The sequence below is a fragment of the Achromobacter sp. D10 genome, from assembly GCF_035282245.1.
GTDB classification, from domain to species: domain Bacteria; phylum Pseudomonadota; class Gammaproteobacteria; order Burkholderiales; family Burkholderiaceae_B; genus Achromobacter; species Achromobacter insolitus.
Genome location: NZ_JAYJLE010000013.1, coordinates 94,202 through 108,637 on the forward strand (window position 1 = coordinate 94,202; position 14,436 = coordinate 108,637).

The window sequence follows — 14,436 nt, forward strand, 5'->3', positions numbered from 1 at the left end:
ATGGCTGGCCTGTCTCAGGTCGCCATGCGCCTGCGGTTGAAGAGCACGAATCCGGCCGTGACCAACAGCATTGCCGCCGCGGTGGCGATGACGGCGGCATAGCCGGTGTCGAAGGCCGTCTTGGCCAGGCGGGTCAACACCATGCCCAGGTCCGACGATAGGCCGTCGGCGACGATCAGCGCCTGGTCCAGGCTGTCGCGGGCCATGTCGGACTGGGCCAGGCCGGGCGGCACGGCGAGCGTGTGCGCGTAGACGCCGGACAGGATGGAACCCATCAGCGTGACGCCCACGGCGCCGCCGAGTTCGTACGACACTTCCTCGATGGATGCCGCCATGCCGGCGCGCTCCGGGGTGGCGCTTTGCATGATGGTGCTGGACGCCGCGGTCATGGTGGCGCCGATGCCCGCGCCCAGCACGCACAGGCTGGCCATTTGCGGCAGCAGCGCGCCGTCGTAACTGAGCAGGTAGCCGGTCATGCCCAGGCCCGATACCAGCAGCGACAGGAACAGCATGGTGGCGCTGTTGACATGCCCCAGCAGCCAGCCGGCCAACGGGCCGGCGATAAAGGCGGCAAGCGACAGGGGCAGGATGAAGAGGGCGGCTTCCAGGGGCGACATGCCCATGACCAGCTGCAACCGCTGGCTGAACACCAGTTCCATGCCCAACAGCGCGGCCGCGGCGAACAAGGCGGCTGCCACGGCCGAGCTGAAGCTGAGGTTGCGGAAGATGGCGAAGTCGATCATGGGATAGGGGCTCGCGCGCTGGCGCCGTACAAACACCGCGAGCATGGCCGCGCCCGCTGCGCAGGCCAGGCCGGCATCGCGCCAGGAAGGCTCGGTCTTGCCCAGTTCCTTCAGCGCGTAGGCGCACAGGATCAGGCCGGCCATGACCTGCAGTGAACCCGGCAGATCCCAGGGCCGCGAGGCGTCCGGGCGGCTGGCCGGGATGTAGCGCCAGGCCAGCGGCAGCGCCAGCAGCACGATGGGCACATTGATGAGGAACACGGAACCCCACCAGAAATGCTCGAGCAGCACGCCGCCCACGACCGGACCTACCGCGGCTCCGCCCGAAGCCACCGAGGCCCAGACCCCAATGGCGATGGCGCGTTCGCGCTCATCGGCGAAGGTCAGGCGCAGGATTGACAGGGTGGCGGGCATCATCATGGCGGCACCCACCGCCAGCAGCGCGCGCGCCGCGATCAACGCGGCGGCGCCCGGCGAATAGGCTGCCGCCAGCGAGGCCGCGCCGAACACGGCCAGCCCCGCCATGAACAGGCGCTTGTGACCCAGACGGTCGCCCAGCGTGCCCATGCCCAGCAGCAGGCCGGACACGACCAGCGCGTATATGTTCACGATCCACAGCTTTTCCGACGCGTTGACGTGCAACTCATGCGTAAGCCGGGGCAGCGCGGTGTAGAGGACGGTCATGTCCACTACGATCAACAACAAGGCGCTGGACACGATGGCCAGCACCAGCCAGCGGCCGGGCGCGGCCGTGGCGACAGCGTTCGGTTCAGTCCGCTGCATGGTTCTACTCCAGAAGCTGAAACGCCTGCCGCGCCGCGTGCGCGGGCGGGGCCGGGATGGCCGGGTTTCAGAGATCGCCATTATCCATCTTGCAATCAGCAAGAAAAAGTTAGAATCCATCTATAAATCAGATGGGTAATAGAGAAATCAGCCATGCAATGGACGCTGGAGCAGCTCCGCCAATTCGTCGCCGCGGCAGAGGCCGGGTCGTTCTCCGCGGCGGCGCGACGCCTGGGCCGCGCACAGTCGGCAGTCAGCACCTCGGTAGGCTTGCTGGAAGCGGACTTGGGGGTGGAGTTGTTCGACCGATCGCGTCGCAACGCCACCCTGACCGCGGCCGGCGCGGTCATGCTGCAAGAGGCGCGCGAACTGCTGCGCCAGGCGGGCTCCCTGGAGCAGCGCGCGCTGTCCTTCGCCGCCGGGCGCGAGGCGCAGTTGTCCATCGCGCTGGACGAGGGGCTGCCTTATCTGGTGGCGGACCAACTGCTCAAAGAACTCGCCGAACGTTACCCGGCGCTGGAACTGACCCAGCTCAACGGGACCGCGACGGAGGTGGCGGACTACGTGGAGCAGGGCCGTGCCAGCCTGGCGTTCCATTTCGACCGGGGCGACCCTGGCAGCGTTTTTGCACACCGCCATCTGGGCAACGTGGCCCAGGGCATTTTCGTGGCCCAGGCCCACCCGCTGGCCGCGCTGCCCGAGGTCGGACGCAACGACCTGGCGCGGCATCGCCAACTGCTGATGCAGATGGACGGCGTGGACCAGGTGGTGCTGAGCCCCACCGTGTGGCGGGCGGACAGCAGCTACAACATCGCCGCCATGGCCGCCAATGGGGTGGGTTGGGCGATCCTGCCGCTGAACATCGGCGAATACGAAGGGTTCAGCAGCGCGCTCGTCAGCGTCCGCTGCACGGATCTGTTCCTGCCCATGCTGTCCGTGCGCACCCTTTGGCTGCAGGGCGGCACCCTGAGCGAGACCGAGCAATGGCTGCAGCAGCGCATGGGCCAACTGCTGCGCGCGGGGTAGCCGGCGCGGGCAGTGGCTGGCGCGCAGGGCCCGGGCGCCGGCGGGCGCGGCTTCAGCTGAGCAGCGCGCTGACCAGGTCGCTGCCGCTGCGGCCGCCATCCTTGAAGTTCAGCGCGGTCTGCACGTGTTCCAGGTGCTGGTCCATCAACATGCAGGCGCGGTCGGCATCGCCGGCGCGGGCGGCCTCGATGAAGGCGTGGTGCTCCTGCGACGAGCAACTGGCGTCGTGGGAGCTCTGATACAGCATGGTGATGACGGCGCTGCGGGCGGACAGCTCGCGCAGCATGCCGGTCAGCACGCTATTGCCCACGGCCTCGGCCAGCAGGATATGGAAATGGCCGAGCAGGCGGTTGCGTTCCTGCACGTCGCTGCTGTCGAGCGCCTTGCGTTCCTCGGCCAGGTGCGCCTCGATGCGGCGATAGTCCGCCGCGGTGGCGCGCGCCACGAACTCGCGGGCCAGGGCCGCTTCCAGGATGCGCCGCACGGCATAGACTTCGCGCGCCTCGTTCGCATCGGGCTTGCTCACGAACGCACCCTTGTCCGGCACGATATGGATCAGCTTGTCCTTGGACAGCATCAGGAGCGCGGCGCGGATCTTGGTCCTGCTGACTTGATACACCCCCGCCAGCGCCTCCTCGCGCAGCCGCGTTCCCGGAGGCAGTTTGTGCGCGACGATGGCCGCCGCGATTTCCTTGGCGATATCGTCGGCGCTGGGATCGGGGCGGTCTTCCTGGGACATGGGGCGGAGCAGGGGAGTTGGGGCGGTCAGTCTAGCAAAAACTCGGCTGCTGCTTGGCGGGGGCTGTGAACCGCCGGACCATGAACTCCACAAAGGTCGTGAGCTTGGGCAAGGCCTTGCGGTCCTTGGGGTACAGCAGCGTGATCGGCCGGGCGACTGGCCAGGCGGACTGCAGGATGGGCACCAGCCGGCCTGCGCGCACATCCTCGGCCAGCAGCAGCTCGGGCTGAAGCACGATGCCGAAGCCGGCCAGGGCCGCCTGCCGCAGTGCCTGGCCATTGTTCGACACGAAGCGGCCGGCGGGATAGGCCGCGCCGTCGCCTTCCTGCGAGTTCAGGCGCCAGCCGGTTCGGCGGTTCCAGTAGGAAAAGTCCAGGCATTGATGTCGCGCCAGGTCGCTCGCGGTTTCGGGGGTGCCATGGCGTTCCAGATAGGCGGGGGCCGCGCAGATGATCATCTGGTAGCGCCCGATCTTGCGCGCAACCAGGCCAGAGTCTGCCGGTTCGCCGATGCGCACCGCCAGGTCGTAGCGCGAGGCCACGACGTCTTCGACGGCGTCGCTGAGCGCGAGGTCCACGCTTACGTCGGGATACTCGGACAGATAGTCGGCGATCGCGGGCGCCAGTGCGAACGACCCGAAGGTCACCGTGGACGTGATGCGCAGATGGCCGCGCGGAGCCGAACGCATCGCTTCGGCGCCTTGTTCCGCATCGCGGATGTCCGACAGGATCAGCTTGCAGCGCGCGAAATAGGCCTGGCCGGCTTCGGTCAGGCTTTGGCGGCGGGTGGTGCGATTCATCAGCCGCAGGCCAAGCCGCGCCTCCAGCCCCTTGATGTGCTTGGCCGCCATGGCGGGTGACATTTCATGGCGGGCGGCCGCCGCAGTCAGGCTGCCCAGTTCAACGACCGCCACAAAGACTTCCATGCTGAGCAATCGGTCCATGAATTACGCACCCTGAGTGTGAAGTGATCCGACCATTTTAGGATTTTTCGCCGGGAGCCCCTTGGCCAGAATGCGAGCAAGCGCTGGCGGCACCGCCGGTGCGGCACACAACCTACCTGAACCGGAGTTCCCCATGAAAATCATCCTGATCGGCGCCACCGGCACCATCGGCCGCGCGGTCGCCCAAGAGCTGGGCCAGCGCCACCACATCATCGCCGTGGGCAAGTCCCGCGGCGAGCATCAGGTGGACGTGACCCGCAGCGACAGCATTCGCGCGCTGTTCGAACGAGTGGGCAAGGTCGATGCCATCGTCTCCACCACAGGCGGCCTGCACTTCGGCCCGCTTGCGGAAATGACGGCCGAGCAGTTCAAGATAGGCCTGCACGACAAACTGCTGGGCCAGGTGGACCTGGCGCTTATCGGCCAGCACTACCTCAATGCGGGTGGCTCCATCACCCTGACGAGCGGCATCGTGAGCGATGAACCCATCCGCTACGGCGCCAACGCTTCCGCGGTGAACATGGCCATCGACGGCTTCGTGCGAGGCGCGGCCGTGGAACTGGGCGGCATCCGCATCAATTCCGTCAGTCCCACGGTGCTGACGGAATCGCTGGACAGCTACGGCCCGTACTTCCAGGGCTTCGAATCCGCGCCCGCGAGCCGTGTGGCGCTGGCCTACAGCCGCAGCGTCGAAGGCGCCCAGACGGGGCGTGTGTTCCGCGTGTGGTGATTGCGGGCATACCACTGGAGACAGCAGCCGGGAGTTGGCGGAGCGACGGATTCCTGCGACACTCCCTGCCATGCTACGCATCGACCATCTCAGCAAGCGCTACGGCGACCATCTCGTCTTCCAGGGGCTGACCCACGCGTTCACGCCCGGTTGCGTGGCGCTGTGCGAAGAAGACAGCACCGGAAAGTCCACTCTGTTGGGCATCATCGCGGGCGTTGTCTCGCCGGATGAAGGAGACGTCTGGATCGACGGGCATTCCCTGGCGCAGGAACCCGCGCAAGCCCGGGCGCGTCTGGCCTATGTGCCCGACAATTGCATGGCGGAGCCCGCGCAGACGGGGCGCGGATTGCTGGAACGGGTCGCGGCTGAAAAGAACGTGCCGCTGAGCGCGGACGTGCTCGACCTGGCGTACCGGCTGGGATTGGAACCGCATCTGGACAAGCGCTTCGAACAGATGTCGACAGGCACGCGTCGCAAGGTCTATCTGACGGCCGCCGCATTGGGCGACCCGGCCGTCATCATCGCGGACGGCGCCAGCAACGGGCTGGATGCGCAGGCGCGCGCCGTGCTGGCCGAGCAATTCAAGACCTGGGGGCGGGATAGGGTCGTGCTGTTCGCGAGCCACGATCCCGAACTGGTCCAGGCCTGCGAGGCCCGGTCGGTCAAGGTCGCGGACCTGCGCTAGGCGCGGTCCGCGAGCCAGCTCAGTCCTTCGCCATCAAACCCAGGTATTCGATCAGGCCTTTTTCCTTGACGTAAGTGGCCTGCGCCCATTCTTTGTAGTCCTGGCTGTTGCGGTACGCGGGCTCCTGGTTCAACTGCTTCATGACGTCCATGCTGGCGGGGTCGAACAACGCCTTCTTGAACGCGTCGTGCAGCGTCTTCACGACGGCAGGATCCATGCCCTTGGGCCCGGCCAGGCCATAGGGCGAGGTGGACACGACCTTGTAGCCCAGCTCCTGGGCGGTGGGCACGTCGGGCCAACGCGTGGTGCGTTTTTCACCAAAGGTGACGAGCAGGCGCATCTTGCCGGAGTCGACGAACTGATCCCAGCCGGTGGCGTCGCTTTGGGCCATGACGTGGCCGCCCAACAGCGCCTGCTGCATGTCGGCATTGCCCTTGAACGGCACGTGGTTCAGCTTGACCTTGGCGTTGATGGCGACTTCCTCGATAAGAAGGTGGGGCGAGGAACCGACGCCGGTGGAACCGTAATCTATGGTGCCGGGCGCCTTGCGCGCGGCTTCGATGTATTCATTGAAGGTCTTGTAGGGCGAGTCGGCGCGGACGGTGAAACCGAAGGTGTAGCCCGACAGGCCCAGGATGAAGCTGAAGTCGTTGATCGGGTCCCAACTGCTTTTCTGCATGTAGGGCATGCGCAGCATGGCCAGGGTATACAGGCTGATCGTGTAGCCGTCGGGCTTGGCGGTCTTGGCCATGGTGGCCGGGCCCAGGGTGCCGCCGGCGCCGGGCCGGTTCTCGACGATCACGGGCTGGCCCAGGTACTTGGAGGCGTCCTGCGCCACGATGCGCAGGTGCCGGTCGGTGGAGCCTCCGGCCGGGAACGGCACGATCAGTGTGATCGGCTTGGAGGGAAACGTGGCTTGTGCGATGGCGGCGAACGGCAGGGCGGCGCCGGCCATCGAGAGCAGGACGGCGGCGAGGCAGGCGCGCCGCGGAGGCTGGTGGGTCATGGGGTTGTCTCCTGGGTTGTTGTTGTGTGTGGGGGACTGCTCAGTCGCGCAGGACGACTTTGACCGGCAGCCGCGCCAGCGCATCGCGCAGGGCGGCCTTCAACGGTTCGGTTGCGCGGGCGCTGGCCAGGACCGCGACCTCGGGCTGCGCCTGGGTATCGATGCGGAACAGGTCGCTGTCGTCGGCCAGGCCGGCATCTTGCAGCGCGCGCGCGATCACGGCCTGGGCCGAGATGGCGGTGGCCAGCCGGCGCAGGTCGGGCTTGTAGATCTTGCCCACATTGGTCATGGGCATGCTTTCCAGCACGATGACGCGCTTGGGCCGGGCGGGGCTTTCGTCCACGTGCGTGGCGGCATGGGCCAGGAGGTCGGCTTCCTCGACCTGGGCGCCTTCCGCCAGCGTGACGAAGGCGATCGGCAATTCGCCCGCGTAGGCGTCGGGCGCGCCGACCGCGGCGCATAGCTGCACCGCGGGGTGCGTGGCGAGCGCGTCTTCGATGGTCTTGGGATCGATGTTGTGGCCGCTGCGGATGATCAGGTCCTTGGCGCGGCCTTGCAGGTGCAGGCGGCCGGCCTCGTCCAGGTAGCCCACGTCGCCGCTGATCAACCAGCCATCCGCGGTGAAGGCGCGCGCGGTGTCCTCGGGATCGAGAAAGCCGGGTATGACGTTGGGAGCCTTGAACAGCACCATGCCGGGCTCGCCTGCGGGGAGGTCGCGCGCCGGCGTGCCAGCAGGCATGTCCAGGCCGACGATCCGGACTTGCACATAGGGCAGGGGAAAGCCGACGCAGCCTACCGGGAACTCGCAGCCCGGCGGCGAGATGGTCGATATGCCGGCCATTTCGGTCATGCCCAGGCTTTCATTGACGTGCAGTCCGAACAGGCGCTTGAAGCGGGCCGCCAGTTCGGCGGGCAGAGGCGCGGCGCCGGTGCGGCAGTAGCGCAGCGACGAAATGTCGGCGCCCGCCAGAGGGATTTCCGCCAGCGCCGCGAGGATGGTGGGCACGCCTTGCAGCGACGTGGCGCGGTGATGTTCGACCAGGCGCCAGTAGTTGCGCAGTACATCGCGGTTGCGCAGCAGCAGGGTAGTGGGGATGACGGTTTCCACGCCCGCCGACAGCGCGGCCAGGGAGGCTGGCAGCACACCGGCCACATGGAACAGCGGATAGCCGTTGATGACCACGTCATCGGGCCCGGCGTTCTGCAATTGCACCGCGGCCCAGGCGCTGAAGACCTGGTTGGCATGCGTGTGGATGGCCAGCTTGGGCGCGCCGGTGGTCCCCCCGGTATGGAAATACGCGGCTACGTCGCCACCCCGGATCTCGCGGCCGCTGACCAGGTGATCCGCCGGTTGCACCGCGCGCGCGGCGTTGAAGTCCAGCGCCTGGTCGGGCAGCGCCGGGCGGGCCGAGGGCGGCTCATCCAGCGGCGCCACGCGCAGCAGCGTGCGCAGCGTGGGCACGCGTTCGCGCAGGCGCAGCGCCTTGGACCAGGAACCGCACTCCACGTCGGATCCATAGGCGATCAGCACCTTGGCGCGCGCCGTGGTCATGAGGGAGGCGAGCTTGTCTTCCGCCAGCAAGGGGTTCAGCGGCTGGACGATGCCCGCGGCTTCGCCGCCCCACAGGGCCAGGTGGTATTCCAGGCAGCCAGGCAGCAGGATGCCGACCGCGTCCTCCGGGCCGATGCCCAGTTCGCGCAGCAGGTTGGCGGTCTGGTGGATGCCGGCGAGCAGTTCACGGTAGCTCCAGCGCACCGGCGCGTCGCCCGGGTCGGCGCTGCGCAGAAAAGTCAGCGCGGTCTTGTCGCCGAAGGCGGCAGCCGAGTTGCGGAAGATCTCATAGGTACTGTGCACCGTGAGCGTTTCGGCCAACGGCCGGGCCTGCAGCCGTTGCACGTCCGCCGCGCTGCGCACGGCAAACGGCGCGGCAAAAGGGGGCGACAGGGGCGGGGCAGCGAGAGCCTGGGTCATTGCGCGGGCCTCCGTTCAAGCCTGCCCCAGCGCAATGTAGCGCCGCAGGTGGTGGTCTTCGTCGCCGAGCTGGTGGTCGATCATGACCAGGCGCTTGGCGTAGTGCGCCAGCGGCAGCTCCCAGGTCATGCCGATGCCGCCGTGCAGCTGGATGCTTTCCTCGGCCACCAGGGTGCCGATGCGGCCGATGGTGTATTTGGCCGCGGACAGCGCGCGTTCGCGGTTGACGCGGTCGGGGTGGTCCAGAGCCGCAGCGGCATTGATCACGGCCGAGCGCGCCTGCTCGATCTCCAGCAGTACGTCGGCCATGCGGTGTTGCAGCGCCTGGAAGCTGCCCAGGGGCGCGCCGAACTGGCGGCGCGTGCGCAGGTACTCCAGCGTGGCATCGCGCGCGCAGTCCATCGCGCCCACGGCTTCGGCGCACAAGGCCAGGATGCCGCGGCCGGCAGCGCGTTCCAGCAGCGGATAGCCGGCGCCGGCCTCGCCCAGCAGGGCTTCTGGCGAAAGCCGCACCCCGTCGAATACCAGTTCCGCGGCGCGGCCGCCATCGATCAGGCCGTAGCCGCGGGCCGTCAGGCCGGGCGTGCCCGCGCTGACCAGGAACAGGCTGATGCCGGCTTCGTCGTCCGGGCCGCCCGCGCTGCGGGCCGCAACCAGGAACAGGTCGGCATGTTCGCCTGCCGTGACCAGCCCCTTGACGCCATTGAGCACCCAGCCGTCGGGGCCGCGCTCGGCACGGGTTTCAATGTGCGCAAGTTCGTAGCCGGAGCCAGGTTCCACGTGGGCGAGGGAGGCTGTCAGGACGCCCGAGATCAATCCTTCGAGTGCTTCACGTTGCGCCGGCGTGCCCGCGGCGGCGATGGCGCTGCCGACCATGAGCGCGTCCAGCAGCGGTTCGACCGCCAGGCCGCGGCCCAGCGCCTCGAACACGACGGAAATATCGAATCCGGTGCCGCCCAGACCGCCGTCCGCCTCGGCGAACAACGCGCCGATGGCGCCCAGTTCGGCATAGCGCCGCCACAGTTCCAGGCTGTAGCCGCGCGGCGAACGGGCGTTGCGGTCGCGCGTGGCGAAGTCGCTCTGTTCGGCGACAAAACGGCGCAGCATGTCGGAGAGCATGCGCCGGTCTTCGGTGTGTTCAAAGTTCATGGCCGGCCTTTACAGTCCCAGGATCATCTTGGAGATGATGTTCTTCTGGATTTCATTGGAGCCGCCGAATATCGACAGCTTGCGGTTGTTGAAGTACTGCGCCGCGGCGCTTTCCGCGCCCTCGGGCCCGACGGGCGGCGCGTCGTAGCCGTCGTGCAGTGCTTCGGGCACAAAGGGGCGGGCGTAAGGGCCCATGGCGCGTCGGTTCAGCGCGCTGATCTCCTGGCGGATCTGGGTGCCGCGTATCTTCAGCATCGAGCTTTCAGCGCCGGGCGCGCCGCCGCCCGCCACGGCCGCCACCACGCGCAGGTTGGTGGTGCGCATATTGGCCAGCTCGATCTCCACGCGCGCCAGGCGGGCGGCGAAGTCCGGGTCCTTGGATAGCGGACGGCCGTTCTTGCGCTGGCGCTGGGCGACGGCTTTCAGGCGGGCGAGCGCCGCGGTGGACTGCCCGACGCCGGCGATGTTGGTGCGTTCGTAGGTAAGCAGATACTTGGCGCAGGTCCAGCCCCGGTTTTCCTCGCCCACCAGGTTGGCGGCGGGGACGCGCACGTCGGAGAAGAACACTTCGTTGACTTCGTGCTCGCCGTCCAGCGTGATGATCGGGCGGACCTCCACGCCGGGGCTCGTCATGTCGATGAGCAGGAAGCTGATGCCTTCCTGGCGGCGGCCCTCCTGCGACGTGCGCACCAGGCAGAAGATCATGTTGGCGTATTGGCCCAGCGTGGTCCAGGTCTTCTGGCCGTTGACGATGTAGTTGTCGCCGTCGCGTACTGCCGTGGTCTTGACCGAGGCCAGATCCGAGCCCGCGCCGGGTTCGGAATAGCCTTGGCACCACCAGTCGGATCCGTCCAGGATGCGGGGCAGCCAGTGGCGCCGCTGTGCCTCGGTGCCGTATTTGATCAGCACCGGGCCCAGCATGCTCAGGCCGAATGGCACGATGCGCGGCGCTCCCGCCAGCGCGCATTCGTTTTCGAAGATGTATTTCTGCACCGTGCTCCAGCCCGTGCCACCGTATTCGACGGGCCAGTGGCTGGCCAGCCAGCCCTGTTGGTTCAGGATGGCATGCCATTCGGCCATGTCGGCGCGGGTCAGCAGCTTGCCTTGCTCGACCTTGGCAGACAGGCGTTGGGGCAGGCGGTCGGCGAGAAAGGCGCGCACGTCGTCGCGGAAGGCGTTTTCTTCGGGGGTGAATTCCAGGTCCATGGGGATCCTCAGTAGATTTCGAACAGGCCGGCCGCGCCCATGCCGCCGCCCACGCACATGGTGACGACGGCATAGCGGGCGCCTCGGCGGCGGCCTTCAATGAGTACGTGGCCGGCCAGGCGGGCGCCCGTGACGCCAAATGGATGGCCCAGCGCGATGGCGCCGCCGTCCACGTTCAGGCGGTCCATCGGGATGCCTAGCTTTTCCTGGCAGTACAGGGCTTGCGAGGCAAAGGCCTCGTTCAGTTCCCAGAGGTCGATGTCCTGCACCTTGAGGCCGTGGCGCGCCAGCAGCTTGGGCACGGCGTAGACCGGGCCGATGCCCATTTCGTCGGGTTCGCAGCCCGCGATCGCCAGTCCGCGGAACGCGCCCAGCGGCCGGATGCCGGCGCGCTGGGCTTCCGAGGCCTCCATCAGCACGCAGGCAGCGGCGCCATCGGACAATTGCGAGGCGTTGCCCGCCGTGACGAACTGGCCGGCGCCGCGCACGGGCGCAAGCGAGGCCAGGGCCTCGTAGGTGGTGCCGGGCCGGTTGCAGGTGTCGCGATCCACCGTGACCTCGCGCTCGCTGACGGCGCCCGTGGCGCGGTCGGTGACGGACATGGTGGTGGTGACGGGAATGATCTCTTCCTGGTAGCGGCCGGCGGCTTGCGCGGCTTCGGTGCGTGCCTGGCTTTGCGCGGCGTAGCGGTCCTGGGCTTCGCGGGAGATGCCGTAGCGGGCCGCCACGATGTCCGCGGTTTCGATCATGGGCAGATAGAGTTCGGGCTTGTTGGCCACGATCCATGGGTCCATGCCGCTGACGCCGTCGTCGCGGGTGCGGATCTGCGACACCAGTTCCACGCCGCCGGCAATCATGGCGGGCGCGCCATCCATGACGATGCGGCTTGCTGCCGAGGCAATGGCCTGCAGGCCCGAGGCGCAATAGCGGTTGATGGTGGCGCCGCCCACGGTGACGGGCAGGCCCGCGCGGATGACGGCCTGGCGACCGACGTTGCGGCCGGTCGCGCCTTCCGGGTAGCCGCAGCCGATGAAGGCGTCCTCGATCAGGGCGGGGTCGATGCCGGCGCGGTCGACGGCGGCGCGCACCGCATGCGCGGCCAATGTGGGGCCGGCGATCAGGTTGAATTCGCCCCGTCCGGCCTTGGTGATGGGCGTGCGGGCAGTGGAGACGATGACGGCTTCGCGCATGGCGGTTTCCTGTCTGGTAGCGGGGTTCAGGCGGTCTGGTTCAGGCTGGCGAAATTGCGGCCGGATTCGGCCAATTGCACGAGCAGGGGAGACGGTTTCCAGAAGGCGGGGTCTTCTTGCGCGTAGCCGCGGATGTCGGCCAGCACGCGGTCCAGCCCCACGCTGTCGGCGTAGTGCATGGGACCTCCGCGATGCCGCGGAAAGCCGTAACCGGCCAGGAACACCACGTCGATGTCGGACGGACGCTGCGCGATGCCCTGCAGCAGCACATTGGCGGCTTCGTTGATCATGGCGGCCAGGTAGCGGCGCTGGATGTCCTCTGGCGTAAAGGAACGCGGCGTGACGCGGGCGCGGGCGCGCTCCGCCGCGATGATGGCGAGGACCTCGGGGTCCTGCTCGCCCTGGCGCGCGCCGTCCGGGTAAAGGTAGAAGCCGCGGCCGGTCTTCTGCCCGAACCACCCGCGTTCGCAGAGCCGGTCCGGAATCTGCACATAGCGCTGGGCCGGATCGCGGGTGGGCGCGCGGCGCTTGCGGGTGGCCCAGCCTATGTCGCCGCCGGCCAGGTCCGCCATCTGGTAAGGACCCATGGGGTAGCCGAAGGCGCGCACCGCAGCGTCGATCTCATAGGGCGAAGCGCCGTCCTCCATCATCATGTCGGCCGCCTGGCGATGCACGGCCAGGATGCGGTTGCCGATAAAGCCGTCGCAAACGCCGGCGCGCACCGGAATCTTGCGCAGGCGCCGCGCCAGTTCAAAGCCGGTGGCTACCGTATCGGCGGCGGTGTGTTCGCCCACCACGACTTCCAGCAGCTTCATGATGTTGGCGGGCGAAAAGAAATGCAGGCCCAGCACGTCGGCGGGGCCGCGCGTGGCAGCCGCGATGCGGTCTACGTCTAGATAGGAGGTATTCGTGGCCAGCACTGCCCCAGGCTTGGCGACGCGGTCCAGCTGCGCGAACACGGCCTGCTTCACCGCCATGTCTTCGAACACGGCCTCGATGATGAGATCGGCATCGTCCAGCGCACCGTAATCCGTTGCGCCGGTGAAACGCGCCAGCCGGCTTTCGCGCTCTTGCGGCGTGAGGCGGCCCTTCTTGAGCAGCAGGTCGTAGACCTGCGCGACGCGGGCGCGGCCGCGTTCCAGCGCGGCGTCATCCTGTTCGACCATGGTGACGGGAAAGCCGGCGTCCAGCGCCGCCACGGCGATGCCGGCGCCCATGGTGCCGCCGCCAACGATGCCGAGGCGTTCCAGCCGGCGCGGCCGGGCAGGTTGTCCCGGCATCTTGGCGGTATCGCGTTCGGCGAAGAAGGCGTGTATCAGACCCGCGCGCTGGGGGCTGTCCAGGCATTGCAGGAACAGGGCGCGTTCGGTGCTCAAGCCCTCGTCGAAAGGCTGCTCGATGGCGGCGCGCACGGCCTCCACGATCTTGGCGGGCGAATACAGTCCGCGGGTGGTTGCGGCGATGCGTTCGGCGGCGGCCTCCACCTGTGCGAGCGCCACCGTCTTGTCAGCGAGCGCGCCGGCGTCGCGGCTGCGGCGCGGGCCCGCGCCCACGGCCAGCAACTGGCGGGTGTAGGCCAGCCCCGCGTCCAGGGGATCGGCATCGCTGGACAGCGTGTCCACCAGTCCGGCCTCGAGCGCGGCTCGCGCGGACAAATGCTTACCGGTCAGCATGAGATCCAGGGAGGCCTGCGCGCCCATGAGGCGGGGTGCGCGTTGCGTGCCGCCCGCGCCGGGCAGCAGGCCCAGGTTCACTTCCGGCAGACCTAATTTGGCGCCCTCCAGGGCGACCCGATAGTGCGCGGCCATGGCGATCTCCAGCCCGCCGCCCAGTGCCGCGCCATGCAGCACGGCCACCACGGGCTTGGCGCTGGCTTCGATCTGGTTGCAGACCTCGGGCAGGATGGGCGCTTGCGGCGGCTTGCCGAATTCGCGGATGTCGGCGCCCGCGATGAAGTTCTTGCCCGCGCCCATGAGCAGAACGGCACGCACCTGCGGATCGGCTTGCGCCTCGCGGATGACACGCGCCAGGTCGCCGCGCACGGCGGCGCTCAGGGCGTTGACGGGAGGGTGGTCGATGGTAACGACGAGGATGTCGTCGTAGCGGCGCGTGCTGGCCGCGCCGGTGCTTGCGCTGTCTGTCATGGACAGTGTCTCCGTTGTGGCCTGCCTCAGCGCGCCGCAGTCGACTGCCGCAAAGGCCAGGGCTGATGGGCCAGGAGCGGCCCGCTTGTTATTGGCCCATTCTTTCTCAGTAAAGAAGTC

12 protein-coding genes are annotated in these 14,436 nt (G+C 68.1%); 3 read left to right on the plus strand and 9 right to left on the minus strand.

The genetic code is table 11. The annotated features are described in order from the left end of the window. Positions 1-14: 14 nt before the first annotated feature. Complete coding sequence (locus tag VCS63_RS25400) at positions 15-1,526, minus strand: MFS transporter (RefSeq protein WP_323881381.1); 1,512 nt, start codon at positions 1,524-1,526, stop codon at positions 15-17. A gap of 153 nt (positions 1,527-1,679) precedes the next feature. On the opposite strand from VCS63_RS25400, the gene VCS63_RS25405 reads away from it, so the two are divergent. Further along, positions 1,680-2,552, plus strand: coding sequence for a LysR family transcriptional regulator (locus VCS63_RS25405; RefSeq protein ID WP_063639930.1), 873 nt, complete (start codon positions 1,680-1,682; stop codon positions 2,550-2,552). A 52-nt stretch (positions 2,553-2,604) separates the two neighbouring features. Here the strand turns inward: VCS63_RS25405 and VCS63_RS25410 are convergent, their stop codons facing one another. Together VCS63_RS25410 and VCS63_RS25415 are read right to left on the minus strand one after the other, a co-directional pair. Continuing rightward, positions 2,605-3,291 (minus strand): GntR family transcriptional regulator, encoded by a 687-nt coding sequence (locus VCS63_RS25410; RefSeq protein WP_042793883.1) that lies wholly within the window; start codon positions 3,289-3,291, stop codon positions 2,605-2,607. A gap of 31 nt (positions 3,292-3,322) precedes the next feature. Then, complete coding sequence (locus VCS63_RS25415; RefSeq protein ID WP_280134053.1) at positions 3,323-4,234, minus strand: LysR family transcriptional regulator; 912 nt, start codon at positions 4,232-4,234, stop codon at positions 3,323-3,325. Between the two features lie 133 nt (positions 4,235-4,367). Here VCS63_RS25415 and VCS63_RS25420 point away from each other — a divergent pair, with 133 nt between their 5' ends. Both VCS63_RS25420 and VCS63_RS25425 read left to right on the plus strand, forming a co-directional pair. Next, positions 4,368-4,964: a short chain dehydrogenase gene (locus VCS63_RS25420; protein WP_042793881.1), complete on the plus strand. Its 597-nt coding sequence runs from the start codon at positions 4,368-4,370 to the stop codon at positions 4,962-4,964. 70 nt (positions 4,965-5,034) lie between these two features. Next, the gene (locus VCS63_RS25425; protein WP_042793879.1) at positions 5,035-5,649 is read left to right on the plus strand and encodes an ABC transporter ATP-binding protein; all 615 of its coding nucleotides are present in this window, start codon (positions 5,035-5,037) and stop codon (positions 5,647-5,649) included. A gap of 19 nt (positions 5,650-5,668) precedes the next feature. Here the strand turns inward: VCS63_RS25425 and VCS63_RS25430 are convergent, their stop codons facing one another. From VCS63_RS25430 to VCS63_RS25455, 6 genes are read right to left on the minus strand one after another with little or no spacing between them, the layout of a single operon-like run. Continuing rightward, a complete protein-coding gene (locus VCS63_RS25430) occupies positions 5,669-6,655 on the minus strand; it encodes a tripartite tricarboxylate transporter substrate binding protein (RefSeq protein ID WP_042793878.1) in 987 nt (328 codons plus the stop codon). Between the two features lie 40 nt (positions 6,656-6,695). After that, positions 6,696-8,627 carry an acyl-CoA synthetase gene (locus tag VCS63_RS25435; protein WP_323881384.1) on the minus strand — a complete coding sequence of 644 codons (1,932 nt, stop codon included), beginning with the start codon at positions 8,625-8,627 and terminating at the stop codon, positions 6,696-6,698. Positions 8,628-8,642: 15 nt separating this feature from the next. After that, positions 8,643-9,776, minus strand: a complete 1,134-nt coding sequence (locus VCS63_RS25440; RefSeq protein WP_238914317.1) for an acyl-CoA dehydrogenase family protein — start codon at positions 9,774-9,776, stop codon at positions 8,643-8,645. 9 nt (positions 9,777-9,785) lie between these two features. Next, a complete protein-coding gene (locus VCS63_RS25445; RefSeq protein ID WP_323881386.1) occupies positions 9,786-10,982 on the minus strand; it encodes an acyl-CoA dehydrogenase family protein in 1,197 nt (398 codons plus the stop codon). Between the two features lie 8 nt (positions 10,983-10,990). Then, entirely contained in the window at positions 10,991-12,172 is a 1,182-nt protein-coding gene (locus VCS63_RS25450) for an acetyl-CoA C-acyltransferase (protein WP_042793874.1), read from the minus strand. Between the two features lie 26 nt (positions 12,173-12,198). Next, positions 12,199-14,316, minus strand: coding sequence for a 3-hydroxyacyl-CoA dehydrogenase NAD-binding domain-containing protein (locus tag VCS63_RS25455; RefSeq protein WP_323881389.1), 2,118 nt, complete (start codon positions 14,314-14,316; stop codon positions 12,199-12,201). Positions 14,317-14,436 lie beyond the last annotated feature (120 nt).

Coding starts and splice junctions, on each gene's coding strand:
- VCS63_RS25400 (WP_323881381.1), bottom strand. CDS start 1,526: ATGCAGCGGACTGAACCGAACGCTGTCGCCACGGCCGCGCCCGGCCGC.
- VCS63_RS25405 (WP_063639930.1), top strand. CDS start 1,680: ATGCAATGGACGCTGGAGCAGCTCCGCCAATTCGTCGCCGCGGCAGAG.
- VCS63_RS25410 (WP_042793883.1), bottom strand. CDS start 3,291: ATGTCCCAGGAAGACCGCCCCGATCCCAGCGCCGACGATATCGCCAAG.
- VCS63_RS25415 (WP_280134053.1), bottom strand. CDS start 4,234: ATGGACCGATTGCTCAGCATGGAAGTCTTTGTGGCGGTCGTTGAACTG.
- VCS63_RS25420 (WP_042793881.1), top strand. CDS start 4,368: ATGAAAATCATCCTGATCGGCGCCACCGGCACCATCGGCCGCGCGGTC.
- VCS63_RS25425 (WP_042793879.1), top strand. CDS start 5,035: ATGCTACGCATCGACCATCTCAGCAAGCGCTACGGCGACCATCTCGTC.
- VCS63_RS25430 (WP_042793878.1), bottom strand. CDS start 6,655: ATGACCCACCAGCCTCCGCGGCGCGCCTGCCTCGCCGCCGTCCTGCTC.
- VCS63_RS25435 (WP_323881384.1), bottom strand. CDS start 8,627: ATGACCCAGGCTCTCGCTGCCCCGCCCCTGTCGCCCCCTTTTGCCGCG.
- VCS63_RS25440 (WP_238914317.1), bottom strand. CDS start 9,776: ATGAACTTTGAACACACCGAAGACCGGCGCATGCTCTCCGACATGCTG.
- VCS63_RS25445 (WP_323881386.1), bottom strand. CDS start 10,982: ATGGACCTGGAATTCACCCCCGAAGAAAACGCCTTCCGCGACGACGTG.
- VCS63_RS25450 (WP_042793874.1), bottom strand. CDS start 12,172: ATGCGCGAAGCCGTCATCGTCTCCACTGCCCGCACGCCCATCACCAAG.
- VCS63_RS25455 (WP_323881389.1), bottom strand. CDS start 14,316: ATGACAGACAGCGCAAGCACCGGCGCGGCCAGCACGCGCCGCTACGAC.